13 protein-coding genes are annotated in these 17,963 nt (G+C 65.1%); 4 read left to right on the top strand and 9 right to left on the bottom strand.

Annotated elements, in window-relative coordinates; all coding sequences use genetic code 11:
* Positions 1 to 17 precede the first annotated feature (17 nt).
* Complete coding sequence (locus IAG25_RS01210) at positions 18 to 1,004, bottom strand: LysR family transcriptional regulator (RefSeq protein ID WP_187603140.1); 987 nt, start codon at positions 1,002 to 1,004, stop codon at positions 18 to 20.
* Between the two features lie 137 nt (positions 1,005 to 1,141).
* On the opposite strand from IAG25_RS01210, the gene IAG25_RS01205 reads away from it, so the two are divergent.
* The 3 genes from IAG25_RS01205 to IAG25_RS01195 are packed head-to-tail and all read left to right on the top strand — an operon-like array spanning position 1,142 to position 5,049.
* Positions 1,142 to 2,686, top strand: a complete 1,545-nt coding sequence (locus IAG25_RS01205) for an acetolactate synthase large subunit (protein WP_187603139.1) — start codon at positions 1,142 to 1,144, stop codon at positions 2,684 to 2,686.
* Positions 2,687 to 2,737: 51 nt separating this feature from the next.
* A complete protein-coding gene (locus IAG25_RS01200; protein ID WP_187603138.1) occupies positions 2,738 to 4,177 on the top strand; it encodes a coniferyl aldehyde dehydrogenase in 1,440 nt (479 codons plus the stop codon).
* Positions 4,178 to 4,236: 59 nt separating this feature from the next.
* Positions 4,237 to 5,049: an acetoacetate decarboxylase family protein gene (locus tag IAG25_RS01195; protein ID WP_187603137.1), complete on the top strand. Its 813-nt coding sequence runs from the start codon at positions 4,237 to 4,239 to the stop codon at positions 5,047 to 5,049.
* Positions 5,050 to 5,111: 62 nt separating this feature from the next.
* Here the strand turns inward: IAG25_RS01195 and IAG25_RS01190 are convergent, their stop codons facing one another.
* Together IAG25_RS01190 and IAG25_RS01185 are read right to left on the bottom strand one after the other, a co-directional pair.
* Positions 5,112 to 6,230: a porin gene (locus tag IAG25_RS01190; RefSeq protein ID WP_255503459.1), complete on the bottom strand. Its 1,119-nt coding sequence runs from the start codon at positions 6,228 to 6,230 to the stop codon at positions 5,112 to 5,114.
* A 160-nt stretch (positions 6,231 to 6,390) separates the two neighbouring features.
* Complete coding sequence (locus IAG25_RS01185; protein WP_187603135.1) at positions 6,391 to 8,181, bottom strand: acyl-CoA dehydrogenase C-terminal domain-containing protein; 1,791 nt, start codon at positions 8,179 to 8,181, stop codon at positions 6,391 to 6,393.
* A 301-nt stretch (positions 8,182 to 8,482) separates the two neighbouring features.
* Between IAG25_RS01185 and IAG25_RS01180 the strand changes: the two genes are divergently transcribed.
* Positions 8,483 to 11,218 (top strand): LuxR C-terminal-related transcriptional regulator, encoded by a 2,736-nt coding sequence (locus IAG25_RS01180; protein ID WP_187603134.1) that lies wholly within the window; start codon positions 8,483 to 8,485, stop codon positions 11,216 to 11,218.
* Here the strand turns inward: IAG25_RS01180 and IAG25_RS01175 are convergent, their stop codons facing one another.
* The 6 genes from IAG25_RS01175 to IAG25_RS01150 form a co-directional block, all read right to left on the bottom strand.
* Positions 11,219 to 12,517: a DUF445 domain-containing protein gene (locus IAG25_RS01175; protein ID WP_255503458.1), complete on the bottom strand. Its 1,299-nt coding sequence runs from the start codon at positions 12,515 to 12,517 to the stop codon at positions 11,219 to 11,221.
* Entirely contained in the window at positions 12,514 to 13,347 is an 834-nt protein-coding gene (phaZ, locus tag IAG25_RS01170; RefSeq protein WP_187603133.1) for a poly(3-hydroxyalkanoate) depolymerase, read from the bottom strand. The genes IAG25_RS01175 and phaZ overlap by 4 nt, the downstream gene beginning before the upstream one ends.
* Before the next feature lie 46 nt (positions 13,348 to 13,393).
* On the bottom strand, positions 13,394 to 13,813 hold the full coding sequence (locus IAG25_RS01165) for a phasin family protein (RefSeq protein ID WP_187603132.1): 420 nt from the start codon (positions 13,811 to 13,813) through the stop codon (positions 13,394 to 13,396).
* Between the two features lie 63 nt (positions 13,814 to 13,876).
* Complete coding sequence (locus IAG25_RS01160; protein WP_187603131.1) at positions 13,877 to 15,580, bottom strand: alpha/beta fold hydrolase; 1,704 nt, start codon at positions 15,578 to 15,580, stop codon at positions 13,877 to 13,879.
* A gap of 45 nt (positions 15,581 to 15,625) precedes the next feature.
* Complete coding sequence (locus IAG25_RS01155) at positions 15,626 to 16,093, bottom strand: MaoC family dehydratase (protein WP_187603130.1); 468 nt, start codon at positions 16,091 to 16,093, stop codon at positions 15,626 to 15,628.
* 21 nt (positions 16,094 to 16,114) lie between these two features.
* Positions 16,115 to 17,758 carry a fatty acid--CoA ligase gene (locus IAG25_RS01150; RefSeq protein WP_187603129.1) on the bottom strand — a complete coding sequence of 548 codons (1,644 nt, stop codon included), beginning with the start codon at positions 17,756 to 17,758 and terminating at the stop codon, positions 16,115 to 16,117.
* Positions 17,759 to 17,963 lie beyond the last annotated feature (205 nt).

The raw sequence follows: 17,963 nt of genomic DNA, 5'->3' as shown, positions 1-17,963 counted from the left end.
ATCGGCAAAGCGGCCGCTCAACGCGACTTGCCGGTCGCACGAGCGCGTCGCGATTTCGCTTTCTCGTTTCCCTGCAATTGTTCCGCGTCGCTCTGAAGCGCCGCCGGCAACTCTGCCTTTAGCAGTTCGATCCACGCCCGCGTCTTTGCTTCGAGATATTTTCTCGAAGGCATCAGCACATAGACGCCTACATCCGGCGAGCGCCATCGCGGCAAGACATGCACGAGTTCGCCGCTGCGTATCTTGTCCAGCACCGCAAAAGCCGGCAGCAGCGCAATGCCGAGTCCACTCGAAGCAGCATGCACGACCGCTTCGGGATGATCGCCGATCAGCGGACCCGCCGGCTCGAACGACAGCGAAGTCTTGCCGTCGCTGAGTTCCCAGTCCGGCGTCGTCGACGCATTCACGAGGCGCAGGCATGCGTGGTCCGCGAGGTCCGCCACGTTCTTCGGGGAACCGCGCCGCCTGAGGTAAGCAGGCGCCGCACAAAGCACCCCGTGAACCGCGCCGAGCCGCTGCGCGACGACGCTCGAATCCGGCAGACGCTGGGTCAGATAGACGCTCACATCCACCCCTTCCGCCAGCAGATCCGGCACGTACTGCGAGGCGCTGTACTCGACGGTCACCGTCGGATACATCGCGCAATACTTCGCCACCAGCGGCACCACGTAGTGATCGCCGAAGCTCGCCATGCATAGCAGTCTCAGTCGTCCGGACGGCTGGATGCGCGCGCCGCTGACCTCGCCCTCTGCCTCCGTCACCAGTTCGAGGATCGTCCGGCACTGGTTCGCATAACGCTCGCCCGCGCTCGTCATGGCCATGCGCCGGGTCGTCCTCTGAAGCAGCTTCGCCTGCAGCCGATTCTCCAGCTCGGAGACGAGCCGCGACACCTGCGCCGTGGTCAGTTCCATTTGCTCCGCCGCAGCGGTGAAGCTGCCGGCATCGACGACCCGCACGAACGCAGTCATCGCGTGAAGCAGTCCATAGTCGAGATTTTTGCGCATGACGTAACAATTTTTCGAATCCGACGGTATTTTCCCACGATGGCGAAATAGCTAGGATCAGCCCGTACGTCGTTGCCATCCGGGTGCCGAAACGCCCGGAGCAAGGACTGATTGAATCGATAACGAGGTGATCCAATATGAACGGTGCTGAAAGCTTGTTGCGTTCGCTCATCGCGAGCGGTGTGGATGTCTGCTTCGGAAACCCGGGCACGTCCGAGATGCATTTCGTGGCGGCGCTGGATTCGGTCGAAGGCATGCGTCCCATTCTGGGCCTCTTCGAAGGTGTCGTTACCGGCGCGGCCGACGGTTACGGCAGAATGGCGGGCAAACCCGCCTGCACGTTGCTGCATCTCGGCCCCGGGCTGGCGAACGGTCTCGCGAATCTTCACAACGCCCGCCGCGCATCGAGTCCGGTCGTCAATATCGTCGGCGATCATGCATCGAGCCACGCCCGCTACGAAGCGCCGCTTACGTCCGATATCAAGGGCTTCGCCCGCCCCGTGTCGGAATGGATCCATTCGTCGGGCAGCGCGCTGACAGTCGGAGCCGATGCCGCCCGTGCCGTTCAGGCGTCGCTGGAAGGCGCAGGCCAGATCGCAACGCTGATCCTTCCCGCCGACACGGCCTGGTCGCAAGCCGACGGCGTGGCTTCGCCGCTGCCGGTCCCGAGGCCGGCCCTCGTCGGCGCGGACACCATCGAGCGCGTTGCCGCCCTCGCGCAAAGCGGCGTGCGCACCGCGTTTCTGCTGCGCGGCAAGGCATTGCGGGGCCGGGGGCTTGAAGCGGCCGGCAAGATCGCCGCGAAGACCGGCGCACGGCTTCTCAGCGACACTTTCGCACCGCGCATCGAGCGCGGCGCGGGGCGCGTGACCATCGAACGGCTGCCGTATTTTGCGGAGCAGGCCGCCGATTTCCTCGCCGGCATCGAGTTGCTCGTGCTCGTCGGCGCGCAAGCGCCGGTCAGCTTCTTCGCGTACCCGGACAAACCCAGCTGGCTCACGCCCGAAGGATGCCGCATCGCGATTCTGTCGCATCCTCACGAGGACGGCACGGCTGCCCTCGAAGCCCTCGTCGACATGCTCGGCGCGCAGCGTGCCGTCGCCCGGACGAACGCGCTCACCGCAGCCGATTTTTCGCCGGGCAGCACGCTCGACGCGGCGTCGATCATGCGCACTGTCGCGAAGCACCTGCCCGAAGGCGCGATCATCACCGAGGAGGCATCGATGGCGATGGCGTACTCGGGTCTCACCGAAACGGCCGCGCCGCACGATCTTCTGGCGCTGACCGGCGGCGCGATCGGCTGCATGATGCCCGTTTCGATCGGCGCGGGCATCGCCTGCCCCGACCGAAAGATCGTCAACCTTCAGGGCGATGGCAGCGCCATGTACACGCTCCAGTCTCTCTGGACGCAGGCGCGGGAAAACATCGACGTCGTGACCGTCATCTACGCGAACCGCGGCTACAGGATCCTCGCCAACGAGCTCGCGCGCGTGGGCGCCCGCACGGATGGCGCGCAGGCCGCATCCATGTTCGACCTCGACAATCCGTCGCTCGACTGGGTCGCCCTTGCGAAGGGCATGGGCGTCGAAGCGGTGCGCGCCGAATCGGCCCGCGATTTCGACGCCGCATTCGCGCACGCGATGAAGCGTCGCGGCCCGATGCTGATCGAAGCCGTGATCTGACCGCGTCGCAAGCAAGTCCAATGAACCGCTCAACATTTCTTTATATTTAGCATGCCAAATCAATTCAGACTGCCCGTCGAACCTACGTCCGCGCAGATTCGCGCTCACCTCGACGCCATGAAGCAGGCGCAACTCAGGGACGGTCCGCCGTCCGCCGCGCTGCGCCGCGACCGTATCGACCGCGCAATCGATCTGCTTCGATCGAACAAGCGCGCGTTCGTCGACGCGATCAATGCCGATTACGGCTGTCGCAACACGCAACAGACCTTGCTCGCCGATATCCTCGCGTCGGTCGAAGGGCTGCGCTTCAATCGCGAACACCTCGAAACATGGACGGCGCAACCGGCGACGGCTGAGCCGTTTCCCGGCGTCAGGACGCGGGTCGACTATCAGCCGCTCGGCGTAGTCGGGATCATCAGTCCGTGGAATTTTCCGGTCGTACTGGCGTTCGGACCGCTCGGCGGCGCCTTCGCCGCGGGCAACCGGGCCATGCTCAAGCCCTCCGAGCTGACACCCGCCACGTCGGAACTGATGGCCGTGCTGATCGCCCGTTACTTCGACGCCGACGAACTCACGACCGTGCTCGGCGCAGCCGAAACGGGCGCGGCATTCAGCGCGCAGCCGTTCGATCATCTGGTGTTCACAGGCAGCACGCAGGTCGCGCACCACGTCATGCGCGCGGCATCGGAGAACCTCGTGCCCGTCACGCTCGAACTGGGCGGCAAGTCGCCGGTCCTCATCGGGAAGGATGCGGACCTTCGGCTCGCCGCCGAGCGCGTGATGACCGTGAAGACCTTCAATGCCGGCCAGATCTGCCTGTCTCCCGACTATGTCCTGATTCCCGCCGATCGCGCCGACGCGTTCGTGGAGCACGCCAGAGCGGCCGTCTCGCAGATGTATCCGACCATCCGCGAGAATCCCGACTACACCTCGATGATCGATGTTCGCGGCTTCGAGCGCCAGCTTGCGCTCGTCGACGACGCCCGCAGCCAGGGCGCGCAGGTCGTAAGTCTCGCTCCCGCTGGCGAAGAACTGTCCGATCCGCTCGTGCGCAAGATGGCGCCGACCATCGTTCGCAGCGCCACCGATGCCATGCGCGTGATGCGGGAGGAAATCTTCGGCCCGGTGCTGCCGGTCGTGACGTACGAGACCTTCGACGAAGCACTGGCGTACATCAACGCGCGTCCCCGACCGCTCGCGCTCTACTACTTCGGCGACGATGCAGCCGAGTCCGGGCAGGTCGCGACTCGCACCACATCCGGCGCACTCGTCGTCAACGACGCGATGACCCACGTGTTCTTCGACACGCTGCCCTTCGGCGGCGTGGGTGCATCCGGCATGGGCCACTACCACGGCGAATACGGATACCGCACGTTCAGCCACGCGAAACCGGTCGTGTTCCAGAGCGTGGGCGGCGAGTCGAACCTGCTGATGCGAGCGCCGTATCTGCCGGCTTCCGAAACCGCGATTCATGGCCTGATCGACGCCTGAGAAGTCGATCTCAACACGGCGATCCGCAGCGATTGCGGCATCGCCAAACGGAGTTCTCCATGCCGAAGCAATTTGCCGTTCCCCTTTCGCAGCGCGGTCTGTCGAGCATCGCGCCCCCGCCGCCCTGGCACTATGCCGGCGACTTCATGCTCGTCGAGTTCTGGGCGGATCCCACCGCGGCGGCTGCCGTGCTGCCGAAAGGCCTGAGCGCCGACTCCGCGTCGCCCGGACACGCAACCGCGCTCTTCATCGACTGGCAGTTCACCGCCGACAACGACGAGATGCTCGATCCGGCGCGTTATCAGTATCGCGAGTTTTTCGTACTGGTCGACGCGCTCTACGAAGGCAAGCCCGTTTCGTATTGCCCGTACATCTTCGTCGACAACGATTCCGCGATGATGCGCGGGCTGATCCAGGGCTTCCCGAAGCGCTACGGCCAGGTACACCAGACGCGCTCGTTCGCGGCACTGAGTCCGGCCGCCGCGCCGGTCGCGGCAGGCACCCGCTTCGCCGCGACGGCGTCCGCCGCCGGACAACGCATCGCGCGCGCGGAAGTCAGGCTTGAATCGGCGGTCGATGACGTGTCGAAGCTCGCCATCGCCGGGCGGCCGGTCGTCAATCTGCGCTACTTCCCGCGCCTCGCCGCCGGCCAGCACGATACGCCGGCCGTGAACGAGCTGGTGCTGTCGGTCATGGATAACGCGCAGATCACCGACGTGTGGACCGGCGAAGGCGCGCTGTCATTCCCGCTCGCTGACGGCGAAGAGATCGCGGATCTCCAGCCCGTACGCACGGGCGCCGGATTCCGCGGCTCGATGGCGTATAGCGTGACGAATCTCGAGACACTGGTGGACAACACGAAACAAGCCTGACGGGCGAATCCAGAGGCCGCAACGCTCCCACCGGCTGGCGGGAGCGTCATTACATCCGTCCACTAGAACATGTAACGCAGGCCTGCCATCACGCCGAGCTGCGTCGTGCCGAAGGACGAACTTATCGCGTTGACCCCCTGCAACTGCGCGCCCACCAGTCCTCCCCGATACTGCGAGTAATCGACTTCAAGATAGGTGTCGGTGCGTTTCGACCAGTTGTAATCGGCGAGCAACTGGAATTGCGTCGCGTTGCCGTCGGCGGACTGGGTTTTGCCGGTCTGAATCGTGCGCCACACGTTCGCGGAGAGGTGCGTCGCGAAGCCGATCTGCTGCGTCACGCCGCCGAAGAACATCTGCCTTGAGCTGAACGTGTTGAATTTCAGGGCGCTCAACTCGGGCGGCGTGAACGGGCCGTTGGGAAAATTGCCGACGAATCCCTGATCCTGCCGGTTGACGGCCCATCCCGCCGATAAGGTCGTCGAGCCGAACGTGTACGAGCCGCCCGCGGTCCACGACTTGAAGTGCGCGGAGGTGTTCACGGCATCGCGCGAATCGAGATAGGCGGCGCCGAAAGTGAGCGGCGCGGGCGGCAGATACAGGACCGATGCGCCGATCTGACTTCCCGCGCCGAACTGGCCCGCGGTGCCGCCGAACGCGTACGAGATTTCGGCCCTGAGGTATTCCCATCGTGCGGCGTACTTGACCATGTTGCTCGTCCATACGCCCTGAGCCATCGTCACTTCCGGGCGGAAGCGGTAGAACGTCGGCAGCCAGCGATTGCTCGCGAAGGCGCCGATCACCGCATCCGACAGCGGATTGAGCTGGCGTCCCATCGTCAGCCTGCCGAAGCTGTCGGACTGCAGGCCGACGAATGCCGTATTGAAGAACGGATAAGCCGGATCGCTCTGCCCCGTGTTCGGGAAGAAGCGATTCTCGAGATTGAAGACGGCCTTCGTGCCGCCGCCTAGATCCTCCGTGCCTTTGAAGCCGAAGTGGCTCTCGCTCGCCCCGCTCGTCACCTGATATTGCGAATCGCCGGCCGCGTTCGCGTGCGTCGAGTATCGAACGCCTGCATCGACAAGTCCGTAAAGCGTCACCGTCGACTGCGCCGCCGCCGGGACGGCATGCAGCGTCGCCGTCGACATGAGTCCTGCCAGCAGGCTCACCGGGCGGCTGTTCATTCTCCTCTTTGTCTCCTTCATGTGATGCATCCTGTCTCACGTTTATGTTTGTGTGAAACCGGCATGTCGGATCGATTTTCTCTTTGCGTCTTAGAAAAGTTAAATCGATACGTATGCCTAACGAAAATAAAAGCGACGCCACGAACCGTGGCGCCTGCTTTCAGAACTGCTCGATCCCGATGTCCATCGCTCCAGCCGCGCCGCGCAGAATCATCTCGCGAAGCGCGTGCGTCTTCGGAAGAATCTTCTCCATATAGAAACGCGCGGTAGCGACCTTGGTCCGGTGAAACTCCTGATCCTCTCCCGCTTCCTCGTTCGCCGATGCAATCAGCGCGGCGCGCGCCATCTGCCATCCGCCGCAGACATAGCCCGTCATCATCAGAAAGTCGACGGAACTCGCGAGCGCTTCATCGACGTGCGTGCTCGCGGCCGTGCACATCCACTTCGTGACGTCTTCGAGCGCCTGCACGCTCGCGGCGAAGGCGGGCGCCATCGGCGCGAGCCGCGCGTCGGCGTTGCGCTCCAGTTCGTGCGCGACGCTTCGCATCTCGGCGAGCAGCGCGGACATGGCGGCGCCGCCGTCCGATGCGAGCTTGCGTCCCACCAGATCCGCCGCCTGAATGCCCGTCGTGCCCTCGTAGATCGGAGCGATACGCGCATCCCGCAGATACTGGCACGCGCCGGTTTCCTCGATGAAGCCCATCCCGCCATGCACCTGCACGCCGAGCGACGCGATGTCGACACCCAGCTCGGTGCACCATCCCTTCACCACCGGAATCAGCAGATCGACACGCGCCTGACGCAGCGCGCGTTCGGCGGCGTCAGGATGCCGATGCGCGCGATCCATGTCGGCGGCCATCACGTAGGCGAACGCGCGCATCGCTTCGATCTGCGATTTCATCGTCAGCAACATGCGCCGCACGTCCGGATGCTGAATGATCGCGACCGCTCCGCCCGTGCGGCTCGCCGCAAGACGTCCCTGCACGCGCTCCTTCGCATAGTCGCGGGCTTGCTGATACGCGCGCTCCGCGATCGCGAGACCCTGAATGCCGACTTTCTGGCGCGCTTCGTTCATCATCGTGAACATATGAGCGAGGCCCTTGTTTTCCTGTCCGACGAGATAGCCGATCGCGCCTTCCTTGTCGCCGAAGCTCATCACGCAGGTCGGGCTCGCGTGGATGCCGAGCTTGTGTTCGAGCGACACGCAATGCACGTCGTTGCGTTGCCCCGGCGATCCATCGGCGTTCGGCAGGAACTTCGGCACGAGAAAGAGCGAGATGCCGCGCACGCCTTCGGGCGCATCCGGCGTGCGCGCGAGCACGAGATGGATCACGTTGTCGGTCATGTCGTGATCGCCCCACGTGATGAAGATCTTCTGACCGTGCAGCCGATAGTGATCGCCCTCGGGCACGGCCTTCGTGCGCACGGCGGCGAGGTCCGATCCGGCCTGCGGCTCGGTGAGATTCATCGTGCCGGTCCACGCGCCGCTGACGAGCTTCGGCAGATAGCGTTGCTTGAGATCGTCCGAACCGTGGTGCCGCAATGCCTCGGTGGCGCCCGCGTTCAACAGCGGACACAGCGCGAAGGCCATGTTCGACGAATTCCACATCTCCACCGCCGCCGCGTGCAACAGTTCCGGCAATCCCTGTCCGCCGAATTCGGGATCGCCGCCGAGGCCGGTCCATCCACCTTCCGCGAATTGCCGGTAAGCCTGCGCGAAACCATCGGCGGCGATCACACCGCCGTCGGTGAGACGCGCGCCCTGTGCATCGCCCGTCTTGTTGAGCGGCGCGAGCACTTCGGTGGCGAATCTCGCGGCTTCTTCGAGTACCGCGTCGGCCAGCTCGGGCGTGGCTTCTTCGAAACCCGGCAGCGACGACAGCGCGTCGAGGTCCGCAAGTTCGATCATCACGAAGCGCATGTCGCGCACGGGTGCAATGTAAGTGCTCATCGTTTGTCTCTAAGTTTGTCGGTTATGAGTTCGGTACATACGGCGGACGCGGATCGCGTCGTATCGTCCGGCGAGATCGATTTGTGCGTTGCAATGCGATGCACGCGATCGAGACTCGCGTATCATCGGGTGAGCAGTGCCTCGCACTGCGCCGTTGCCAGGCTGCACGCCGATCTCCCCTATGGGAATCCATGGTCTCCCAGCGTGGTGCCGCGCGATATCCCCCGTACAGGGGAGCGCGATTCGCATAGGCGGGAGATGGCAGCCGGGCGTCACCCGAGGACCGCAGCCGCCGACGCATATGACCGAAGTCATCGAGCCGATCAGGCCCACCCTTCTGCTCGCCACGAAGCTCCTTCCGCCACGTCTTCCCGCCGGGCTGATCGATCGGCCGCGGCTCGTCGATCTGGCCGCGCAGGCCGAAAACAGGCGTCTCACCGTCATCAAGGCGCCCGCGGGCTTCGGCAAGACTTCGCTTGCGCTCACGTGGCTCGGCTGGCTGCGCGAGCGCGGCGCGCTGGTCGCGTGGATTTCCATCGACGCGGACGACGACGAACCCGCCCGCTTCCTTCACCATCTCGCGCAGGCGTTGCGGCAGGCGTGCGGCAACATCGGTGCGTCCGCGATCGCGCTGACCGCCGATGCGTCGCTCGTGCCCGCGCAATCGATCGTCGCGACGCTGATCAACGAGCTGATCGAAGTCGAGGACGAGCTTTATCTCTTTCTCGACGACTATCATCTGATCGGCCTGCCGGTCGTGCGCGAAGTCGTCGCGTTTTTTATCGAGCATGCGCCGTCGCATGTCCACGTCGTGATCTGCACCCGCGATGACGCAACGCTGCCGCTCGCACGCCTGCGGGCGCGCAACGAGTTGCTGGAAATCGATGCATCGGCGTTGCGCTTCAACTTCGACGAAACGCGTTCCTTCGTCGAACGCGAGTGTCCAGGCAAGCTGAACGCGTCGACGCTCCGCTCGCTCTTCGCGAACACCGAGGGCTGGGCCGCCGCACTGCGAATTTCCGCGGCGGTGCTGGCGCGCGAGGAGTCTCGCGCGGACGCCGAATCGCCGATGCCGTCCGGCGCGTCCCGGCCGTTCGCGGCCTATCTGCAGGAGATGCTGAAGCGCCTGCCCGCCGAGGTGGTCGAGTTCATGCTGCGCACGTCGATCGTCGAGGGGCTAAACGCGTCGCTGTGCGAGGCGATCACCGGCGTCGCGGACAGCCAGGGCATGCTGGAGACGATCGCCGCGCGCCAGCTCCTGCTGGAACCGATGGACCTCGAAGGGCGCTCGTTCCGTTACCACCATCTGATGCGCGACTATCTGCGCCAGCGGCTCGACACGCTGTATCGCCGTCAGGTGGCGGACCTGCATCTGCGCGCGTGCCGATGGTACGCACGCGAGACGCAATGGACCGACGCCGTCAGGCACGCGCTCGCCGCGGGCGCGACCGACGAGGCGCTCGCGCTGATGAGCCGTTGCGCGATGACGCTGGTGATGAAAGGCGATCTGCTCACGCTGCTCGGCTGGCAGCGCGAGTTCCCGGCGAATCTGATGCAGGCGCAGTTGCAGGTGAGGCTGGCGATCGCGTGGGGCATGGCGCTCGCGCTGCGTTTCGACGACGCGCTCGCGATGATCGACGCTCTGGAGCGCGATGCCGACGGCGTTGCCGTCGCCGCCGAGGCGGAGCAACTGCGCCGGGAATGTCTGGCGATCCGCTCCGTGCTGGCGGGCCTGCAGGACGACCCGCAACGCGCGCTCGAACTCGCGCAGACCTGTCTCGAACGGCCGTCGAGCGATCTCTGGACGGTCAACGTCGTCTCCAACGTCGTGCGCTTCGCGCACTGGCGAGCGGGCAATCTCGAAGCGCTGTATGCGACGCCCTGGATTCCCTGCGCCATCGAGGACGATCAGCGCAATGTGGTTACGCCGGTCTATCGGCTGTGCCTGCTCGGCCATACGGAAATGCAGCAGTTGCACTTCCCGCTGGCCGAGCAGTACTTCACGGAGGCGATGCACATGGCCCGGCGCTACGCCGGCCCGCAGTCCGTCTCCGCGGCGTTGTGCGCGCCGATGATCGCGCAGTTGCGCTACGAGCAGGGACGCCTCGACGAAGCCGAAGCGCTGCTCCTCGACCTGATGCCCGTCGTCGATCTGGCGGCCATGCTGGACAGCGTGCTGAGCGCCTATCGCGTGCTGATCCGGATCGCGATCGCCCGTTCGAACCCGGCGCATGCCTACGCGCTCCTCGACCGCGCGCAGACGCTCGGGCACAAGCGCGGCTGGCAACGCCTCCTTGCCGCGGGGCTCGTCGAACGCACGCGGCTGCATCTGCGGGAAGGCAGAACGATGGAAGCGTCGGCATGCGTGGCACAGCTCGATGCGCTCGCCGCGCACGGCGCCGGGGCGGACGCTCCCGTGTCGGCGGAGATCGAGAATTATCGCGCGCTCGCGGCAGCCTGCGTCGCGATGAGCCAGAACCGCAGCCTCGAAGCCGTCGATCTGCTGGAGGAGGCGCGGCAAAGCGCCGGGCGCCGGCACAATCATTACCTGGGCTTGCGCTTGCGCACCATGCAGGCGCTTGCGTGGATGAGCGCAGGCATGCGCGGCGAGGCGGTTGAGGTCATCGGCGAAGTCGTGAGGATGGCCGCGCCCGCGGGGCTCCATCAGTCGCTGCTCGATCAGGGCGAGCAGATCGGACCATTGCTGCAGGCGCTTCGCGACGACACGCGCAACTCGGCGCAGACCCGCGACGTGCTGAGCTATATCGACCGTCTGCTCGATGGCTGGCGCGCGCAGTACCAGCCCGATGGCACATCGCGCCGCGACGCCGGACGCGAACCGCTGAGCGCGAGGGAGCGCAACATCGTCGAGCTGATCGCGCAGGGATTGTCGAACAAGGAGATTGCGCGCGACCTGGGCGTCACGCCCGAGACGATCAAGTCGCACGTCAAGAACATCTTCGTGAAGCTGGCGGTCGACAAGCGCGCACACGCCGTCGCGCGCGCGCAAGCTTTGGGGCTCGTGCGCCACGGCTGACTAGATCGCGTAATGCGCCACGGCGAGCGTGCCAGCGTGAAGCAGCACGCCCGCGATGCCGCCGACCAGCGTGCCGTTGACGCGCACGAACTGCAGATCGCGGCCGATTTCCGCCTCGATCTTCCGGCTGACCTCGGTTGCGTCCCAACCCTTGACGACCTCGGTGATCAGTTCCGTCAACCGGCTTCGGTAGCGCACGACGAGTGCGCGCGCCGCTTCCAGCCACCACGCGTTGAGCGTGTGCTGAAGCGCCGGCGAGCGCGCCACGCCGTCGCCGAAAGAGACCAGCATGGAAGTCGCGATGGCGCGCGTGACGGAGCGCTCGTGGCCGGCATCCTCGGCGACATGGCGGCGAATGCGCCTCAGCACGACGCGCGCATGACCCGCTCGCCTGACCTGACGAATGCAGTCGCGCAGCAACGACTTGCCGAAGCGGCGATGCGTATCCGATGTCTGCAACTGCTCGATGAAAGTCAGGAAGGCGCGGTCGATCTCGCGGCGCAGCGCATGATCCGGCGTCGCGGCCACTTCCTGCACCAGCGCGACGATGCCCGCAACAAAACGGTCGACGACATAGGCGTCGAAGCGCGCGGGCGTGTATCGCGAAGCCTCGCTGAACTTCGCATTCAGCACGCCCGCATGACGCACGAGCCAGCGTTCGAGCGCGCGAAGTCCGTGCTCCACGAGCGGCCGATGCCGGTCGCCCTCGGCGAGCATGCCCAGCACGCGGCCGGCCGCGCGCGACGCGTCGAAGCTGCGCAGACGCGGCAGCAGCATCCATTCGATGAAGCGCGCGGCTTCGTTCTCGTCGATGGTGTCCAGCACGCCGGGAAGCGATTCGACGAGCGCCGCCGCGATGATCTCGCTGTTCGCGCGATTCGACAGCGATTGCGCCAGCGACTTCGCGGCATTGTGACCGCCGAGCTTCGCGACGATCAGTTCGGGCTCCAGGAAATTCTCTTCGACGAACCTGCCGAGACTCTCCGCGATGCGCGGCTGATTCCGCGCGATGATCGCCGTATGCGGCAACGGCAGCGCGAACGGATGACGGAAGAGCGCGACCACCGCATACCAGTCCGCGATTGCGCCGACGGTTCCCGCTTCGGCGAACGATCGCAGCCACGCGAGCCACGGATACCGCTCCTCGAGAACGACGCATGCGAACAGCAGCACGGCCATGCATCCGAGCAGACCGGTCGCCGCGCGCCGCATGCGGGTCATCCGGCGTTCCTTCTCGCTTTCCGTCGCGGCGGACGCGTTCGCGGCCGCCCCTCGCCCGTCGCGAAACGGCAAGCTCAACCCGGCTCCTGACGCAGGAACCTGCGCACGACCGGCGCGACGTCCTTCGCACGCGTGATCAGAAACAGATGACCGTCGTCGATCACATACAGCACCGATTGCCGGATGCGCGCAGCCAGAATCTTCGCGTTGGACAAAGGCACGATCGGATCGTCGTTGCCGTGCATGACGAGCGTCGTCTGCGGCAGCGTGCCCAGCCAGTGCAGGCTGGTCCAGCCCCAGGCGGCCATCAATTGATAGAGATATCCGCGGCCGCGCGGCGGCTGGATATGGCGGCTGTGCTCCTTGAGAAGCTCCGGATCGCGCCGGTACGCGCCGCCGTAGATTTCCGGCCCGACCTGCTGAAGATACGCCGGATCGGTGTAACGGCGCGGGCCGATCAGCTTCGACAGAACGGAAAGCCGCGCCGGTATCATGAGCACGCCCGCCGATGTCGATGCGAGAATCAATCGGCGGCAGCGCTCGGGATATTGCCGCGCGAACTGCTGCGCGAGCGCGCCGCCCCACGATACGCCGAGCACGTCGACGGGCCCATCGTGTCCCAGCCGCTTAAGGAGCTTGTCGGTCAATACGCAGAGCGTCGAGAAGCGGTAAGGCGCGAGCGGCACGGGCGAACCGCCGACGCCGGGGATATCGAAAATGATGACGCCGACATCCCCCAGCGCCTCGACGAACGGCTCGACGAGTTCCAGATTCGCGCCGATGCCGTTGAAGATCAGAAGCGGCGGCGATGCGTCGCTTCCTTGCCGCACGCCGACGCGCACGAGCTGACCGTCGAGATCGACGGTCTGGGTTTCCATGATGCCGACAGACTCGGAAGTGTTATTCATTGCTCTCATCCAGACCTGATCTCGTTGATGCGCCGCGCGGGACGCGTTACTTGCGCGGTTGCAGCAGCGCCCTCAACTCCTCGACGTTCTCCGCGACGCGCTTCGAAATGACCGCGTAGCTGTCGGAGTGGGCCCGATACGCCGTGCCGAAGAGTTCCCGCACGTCGGAAAGCGTCGCGTAGAACGCCTGCTGCACCGCTTCGCTCGCGGCGGCCGGCCTGGCCTCCTGGCCGGGTTGCTTGCCGGTCAGCGCGCGGACCCGCGTCATCGTTCCGGAGAGGATTTCAATCTGCTTCTGGCCGAGCGACTGGATGCCCGTCAGCGCGGTGGTGCCGACGGTCGCGAGCGCTTCGACGTCCTTGCGGCGCGAATCCAGAATGGCGTTGGCATTGAAGCCGGACAAGCGCAAAGGCTTGATGAACTTGAGGCATCCGTCGAAGAAATTGCTTTGATTGGTCGATTCCATGATCCGTTTTCCTTTCGATGATAATAAGTCGATGCCAGCCGCGACGCGGCCGGCGCATCGAAGTCAGTCCTGCAGGACGTAAGTGCCCGGCGCGGCCGCGAGCGACGGATGCCGTTCGTTGCCGAGCGCGGCGGGCGCCGCGCGGCGTTTGCCTGAGCGCGCGGCGAGCCATACGCTCCAGTCGTTCCACCACGAATCCGCTTTCGGTTCGGCAGCGTCGAGCCAGGCGTCGGCGCTCGCGGACAGCTCGGGGTTGAGATAGAACTTCGCCTTGGGATTGCCCGGAGGATTGATCAGGCTCTGGATGTGACCGCTCGAACTCAGCACGAAGCGCGTGTTGCCGCCGAAGAGACGCGCTGTGTCGTAGACGCCCTTCCACGGCGTGATGTGGTCCGTGATGCCCGCCACCATGTATTTGTCGCAGGCCACGTCGTTCAGGTCGATCGGCGTTCCCAGCACGCTCAGCGCGCCGGGCTTCGTGAACAGGTTGTCCGTGAAGATGTCGAGCAGCTGGCCGTGCAGCTTCGCCGGCAGACGCGTCGTGTCGTTGTTCCAGTAGAGGATGTCGAACACAGGCGGCGTGTTGCCCATCAGGTAGTTGTTGACCCAGTAATTCCAGACGAGATCGTTGGGCCGCATCCATGCGAACACGCGTCCCATCTCCTCGCCGGCAAGCACGCCGCGCGATGTGCTCGCATGCTTCGCCGCCGCGATGGCTTCGGGCGTCGCGAAGAGCCCGAGCTGCGAGTCCGCCGTGTTGTCGAGCACGGCCACCATCAGCGTGGCGGCGTGAACGGATTTATCGCCACGGCTTGCCAGAAGTCCGAGCAAAGCCGAGATGGTCATGGCGCCCGAGCATGCGCCGTGCAGGTTGACATCGTCGCTGCCGGTGATGTCGCGCACGGCCGCGATCGCTTCGAGAAGCGCCGTCACGTAGGTGTCGAGATCCCAGCCGGATTGCGCCGCGGTCGGATTGCGCCAGCTCACGACGAACACCTGAAACTCGCTCTTCAACAGATGCTCGACGATGCTCTTGCCAGATGAAAGATCGAACACGTAGAACTTGTTGATCTGCGGCGGCACGATCAGTTGCGGCCGGCTATGCACGTTCGCGGTCGCCGGCGCGTACTGGATCAGCTCCAGCACTTCGTTGCGAAACACGACAGCGCCCTTCGACGTGCCGAGATTCTTGCCGACCTCGAATGCGGTCCGGTCGACCTGGGCGGGCATGCCCTGATTCTTCACCATGTCCGTCACGGCGTTCTTCAGGCCGCCGATCAGGCTCGCGCCGCCCGAATCGACGGCTTTCTTGAGCGCGGCCGGGTTGCCGAGCAGGGTGTTGGTCGGCGACATCGCGTCGGTGAAGAGGGACATCACGAACTGCGCGCGCTCCTTGCTCTTCGGGTCGAGCGCGGAGCGGTCGACGAAGCCGGAGAGCGCATCGCGCCACGCGAAATAGCCCTGCATCGTCATGCGATAGAGCGCGTTGTCGCGCCACGCGACATCCGCGAAACGCTTGTCGCTCTGCGGCGCGCCCGGCGCGTCGCCGCTCAGCGCGGCGATCAGATCGCGGACCAGCGCGGCTTCCTGTTCGACGATCAGCGCGGGTTGCCGCCACGCCTGCGCGCCGATATGGCGCGCGGTCGCGACGACGTCGCAAGGACGCAATCCGACGAACGGATTCGGGCCCGACATGCCTTCCGTTGCCGAATGCACGAGGTCGTTCGCTGCCGCTCCGCGCGCCAGTCTTTTAGTGCTTACCGCCATTTTGATGCTCCTCCGACTTGCTCTCAGGTTCTTCGTTATGTTTGCTTACGCGATCAGCATCGCCAGCGTCTCGGCGATGAGCGCCGGCTTGTCCTCACCTTCTATCTCCAGCTCGTTCTTCGTCTTGACGATGACCCGCCCGCCGCTCTTTCGCTCAACTGACAACAAGCTCACGCGGTTGCGCACGCGCGCGCCGGCCTTCACCGGCGTCATGAAGCGCACCTTGTCGAGTCCGTAGTTGAGACCGGCGGACGCGTCCTCGGGGATGACGCCGATCTCCATTGCGAGCGGCGCCAGCAGCGACAGCGTCAGATAGCCGTGCGCGATGGTTCCGCCGAACGGACTTTCACGCTTCGCGCGTTCGACATCGACGTGGATCCACTGCGTATCGCCGGTGCAGCGCGCGAAGTCATCGATGCGCGCCTGATCCACGACCGTCCAGTCCGACACGCCCAGCTCCCGACCCACGAAATCCTCGATCGACGCGACGCGGTATTCCTTGATGCTCGACATTGCCTGGCTCCTTGTGACCGATCAGACGAACTGGGCGCGCAGCCACTTCTTGTTCACCTTGCCGACGCTCGTCTTCTCCAGTCCCTCGACGAACCTGACGACTTGCGGCACCGCGTACTTCGAGATGCGCCCCGATGCGCTGAACGTCAGCACGTGACGCTTGATCTCGTCCTCGGTGATGACCGCGTCCGCGCGGACCACGACGAGCGCGACCGGTCGCTCGCCCCACTTCTCGTCGCTGACGCCGATCACGGCGACTTCGGCGACGCCGGGATGCATCGAAATCAGGCTCTCGACTTCGAGCGACGAGATCCATTCGCCACCCGACTTGATCACATCCTTCATGCGATCCGTGATCAGAAGGCTGCCGTTCGCGCCGATGCTCGCGATGTCCTGCGTATGCAGATAGCCGCCGTCCCAGAGCTGTCCGGATGCCTCGGGGTTGTTCAGATAGCCTTGCGTGAGCCACGGCGCGCGGACGACGATTTCGCCGTTGGCCTTGCCGTCGTGCGCGACGTCTTCCATGTTCGCGTTGACGATGCGCAGATCGACGAGCGGAATCGGCGAACCGGTTCGGCAGCGCAGGCGCACTTGCTCGTCGAGGTCGAGGGATTCGTCGCCGGGTTTCAGTTGCGCGAGGCTCAGCACCGGGCACGTCTCGGACATGCCGTAGCCCGTGAAGACATCGATGCCGCGATCGAGCGCGGCGCGCGCCAGCCCGTGCGTCAGCGCGCCGCCGCCGATGACCACCTTCCATCTGCTGAGGTCGGCCGATTTCGCTTCGCCGCAAGTGAGCAGCATGTGCAGGATCGTGCCGACGCAATGCGAGAACGTCACGCCTTCATCGTGCAGCAGCCGCACCAGCCGGTCCGGCACGTAGCGTCCCGGATAGACCTGCTTTACGCCCAGCATGGTGGCGATGTAGGGCATGCCCCACGCATGCACATGGAACATCGGCGTGAGCGGCATATACACGTCGCCGCGATGAAAGCGCTGACCCGACTCGGGGCTCGCCAGCGCGGCCATCACGGTGATGGTGTGCAGCACGATCTGGCGATGCGAGAAGTAGACGCCCTTCGGCAGACCCGTCGTGCCGGTCGTGTAGAAGGTCGTGGCGCGCGTGTTTTCGTCGAAGTCCGGAAAATCGTAGTGATCGGCGGCGGCGGCGAGCATCGCCTCGTATTCGGTCGCGAACGACATGGCGTGCTCGCAGGTCTCGCCGTCCTGTTCGTCGATCAGGATGAAGGTGCGCACGGTTTCGAGCTGATCCCTGATCGCCGCCAGCACCGGAAGGAAATCGGTATGGACAAGCAGAACTTCCGCGCCAGCGTGATTGATCGTGTACGCGATCTCCGCATTCGAGAGACGCACGTTGACGGTCTGCAGGACGGCGCCCATCATCGGCACCGCGAAGTAGCATTCCAGATAGCGGTGGCTATCCCAGTCCATCACGGCGACGGTGCTGCCGTGCTGTACGCCGAGCTGGCTCAGGCCACCGGCGAGCCGCGCGATGCGCTCGCGCAGGCCCGTGTAGGTCATGCGCGTCCGGCCCCGGTAGACGATCTCCTGGTCGGGCGCCTGAAGGAATGGCGTGTGCAGCAGTTGCTTGATCAGCAACGGGTAGGCGTAGGCCGAGGGCGCGGCGGCCTGGAGGTCGTCCCGCATCTGTGTCTCCTTGTCTCATTCTGTTAGAGGGGCGGACATCGCCGGCTGGCGGCGGTGTCGTTTCCGGTAAGAGAATGATCGAAGGGAACAGGATTCGGAACCATCCCCTGAACGGGGGAGCGAGCCGTGATCGAGCCCGCTCAGCCCCGAGACTTCAGGGGTTTATACGTAAGGGAAACCCCGCCCGCTTCGCGAGACGCGAGCG

Source organism: Caballeronia sp. EK (genome assembly GCF_014384845.1).
In the GTDB taxonomy this organism is placed as follows: Bacteria; Pseudomonadota; Gammaproteobacteria; order Burkholderiales; family Burkholderiaceae; genus Caballeronia; species Caballeronia jiangsuensis.
This window is presented reverse-complemented; position numbering and strand designations above follow the sequence as displayed.

Bases quoted from the DNA above. Each gene is read 5' to 3' on its own strand.
- IAG25_RS01210 (WP_187603140.1), bottom strand. From the start codon at position 1,004: ATGCGCAAAAATCTCGACTATGGACTGCTTCACGCGATGACTGCGTTC.
- IAG25_RS01205 (WP_187603139.1), top strand. From the start codon at position 1,142: ATGAACGGTGCTGAAAGCTTGTTGCGTTCGCTCATCGCGAGCGGTGTG.
- IAG25_RS01200 (WP_187603138.1), top strand. From the start codon at position 2,738: ATGCCAAATCAATTCAGACTGCCCGTCGAACCTACGTCCGCGCAGATT.
- IAG25_RS01195 (WP_187603137.1), top strand. From the start codon at position 4,237: ATGCCGAAGCAATTTGCCGTTCCCCTTTCGCAGCGCGGTCTGTCGAGC.
- IAG25_RS01190 (WP_255503459.1), bottom strand. From the start codon at position 6,230: ATGAACAGCCGCCCGGTGAGCCTGCTGGCAGGACTCATGTCGACGGCG.
- IAG25_RS01185 (WP_187603135.1), bottom strand. From the start codon at position 8,181: ATGAGCACTTACATTGCACCCGTGCGCGACATGCGCTTCGTGATGATC.
- IAG25_RS01180 (WP_187603134.1), top strand. From the start codon at position 8,483: ATGACCGAAGTCATCGAGCCGATCAGGCCCACCCTTCTGCTCGCCACG.
- phaZ (WP_187603133.1), bottom strand. From the start codon at position 13,347: ATGAATAACACTTCCGAGTCTGTCGGCATCATGGAAACCCAGACCGTC.
- IAG25_RS01165 (WP_187603132.1), bottom strand. From the start codon at position 13,813: ATGGAATCGACCAATCAAAGCAATTTCTTCGACGGATGCCTCAAGTTC.
- IAG25_RS01160 (WP_187603131.1), bottom strand. From the start codon at position 15,580: ATGGCGGTAAGCACTAAAAGACTGGCGCGCGGAGCGGCAGCGAACGAC.
- IAG25_RS01155 (WP_187603130.1), bottom strand. From the start codon at position 16,093: ATGTCGAGCATCAAGGAATACCGCGTCGCGTCGATCGAGGATTTCGTG.
- IAG25_RS01150 (WP_187603129.1), bottom strand. From the start codon at position 17,758: ATGCGGGACGACCTCCAGGCCGCCGCGCCCTCGGCCTACGCCTACCCG.